The sequence below is a fragment of the Neisseria sp. P0022.S010 genome (assembly GCF_051956635.1).
Genome location: NZ_JBQCXF010000574.1, coordinates 1 through 1,815, shown reverse-complemented (window position 1 = coordinate 1,815; position 1,815 = coordinate 1). Strand labels below are relative to the sequence as shown.

The window sequence follows — 1,815 nt, the reverse complement described above, 5'->3', positions numbered from 1 at the left end:
AACAGGTATCTGTGGAGCAGGGCGCGACGGTGATTGAAGCCGCGCACAAGCTCGGTACTTATATCCCGCATTTCTGTTACCACAAAAAACTTTCCATCGCCGCCAACTGCCGTATGTGTTTGGTGGAAGTGGAAAAAGCCCCCAAACCTCTGCCCGCCTGTGCCACGCCGGTTACAGACGGCATGATTGTGCGTACGCATTCGGCAAAAGCCCGAGAGGCGCAGGAAGGCGTGATGGAGTTCCTGCTCATCAACCATCCGCTTGATTGTCCGACCTGCGACCAAGGCGGCGAATGCCAGTTGCAGGATTTGGCGATGGGCTACGGCAAAACCACCAGCCGCTATACCGAAGAAAAACGTTCTGTCGTCGGCAAAGACATGGGTCCTTTGGTTTCCGCCGAGGAAATGAGCCGTTGTATCCACTGTACCCGTTGCGTTCGTTTCACTGAAGAAATCGCCGGCGTGCAAGAAATCGCCATGGCCAACCGCGGCGAACATTCCGAGATCATGCCTTTTATCGGCAAAGCAGTGGAAACCGAATTGTCAGGCAACGTCATCGATTTGTGTCCTGTCGGCGCATTGACCAGCAAACCGTTCCGCTTCAACGCGCGTACTTGGGAATTGAACCGCCGCAAATCCGTTTCCGCCCATGACGCTTTGGGCAGCAACCTGATTGTACAAACCAAAGACCATACCGTCCGCCGCGTGCTGCCGCTGGAAAACGAAGCGATTAACGAATGCTGGCTGTCCGACCGCGACCGTTTCGCCTACGAAGGCCTGTATCACGAAAGTCGTCTGAAAAACCCGAAAATCAAACAGGGCGGCGAGTGGATGGACGTGGATTGGAAAACCGCGTTGGAATATGTCCGCAGCGCGATTGAATGTATCGCCAAAGACGGCAACCAAAACCAAGTCGGCGTTTGGGCCAATCCGATGAATACGGTTGAGGAGCTGTATCTGGCCAAAAAACTTGCCGACGGCTTGGGTGTTAAAAACTTTGCAACCCGTTTGCGCCAACAAGACAAACGTCTTTCAGACGGCCTTAAAGGTGCGCAATGGCTGGGACAAAGCATTGAATCTTTGGCTGACAACGATGCCGTATTGGTAGTCGGCGCGAACTTGCGCAAAGAACAGCCGCTCCTGACCGCCCGCCTGCGCCGTGCCGCCAAAGACCGTATGGCGTTGAGCGTATTGGCCAGCAGTAAAGAAGAATTGTTTATGCCGCTTCTGTCTCAAGAAGCCGCACATCCCGACGAATGGGCAGGCCGTCTGAAAAACCTGTCTGCCAATGCGGAACACGCAGTTACCGCCAGCCTGAAAAACGCTGAAAAAGCAGCGGTGATTTTGGGCGCGGAAGTGCAAAACCATCCTGATTACGCCGCCATTTATGCCACCGCGCAAGAGCTGGCAGACGCGACCGGCGCAGTGCTGGGTATTTTGCCGCAAGCTGCCAATAGCGTTGGTGCGGATGTCTTAAATGTAAACTCCGGCGAGAGCGTTGTCGAAATGGCAAACGCGCCGAAACAGGCAGTCTTGCTGCTCAACGTCGAGCCTGAAATCGATACGGTTGACGGTGCAAAAGCCGTAGCCGCGTTGAAACAGGCGAAAAGCGTGATGGCGTTTACACCGTTTGTCAGCGAAACGCTGCTGGACGTGTGCGACGTATTGTTGCCGATTGCGCCGTTTACCGAAACATCAGGCAGCTTCATCAATATGGAAGGCCGTCTGCAATCTTTCCACGGCGTGGTACAAGGCTTCGGCGATTCGCGTCCGCTGTGGAAAGTGTTGCGCGTATTGGGCAACCTGTTTGACCTGA

The 1,815-nt window shown here is 54.5% G+C and carries 1 protein-coding gene; it reads left to right on the top strand.

Features of this window, described 5'->3' with window-relative positions; all coding sequences use genetic code 11:
- A partial coding sequence (gene nuoG, locus ACTHUT_RS19535) for an NADH-quinone oxidoreductase subunit NuoG (protein ID WP_440419487.1) occupies positions 1-1,815 on the top strand: 1,815 nt, incomplete at both ends.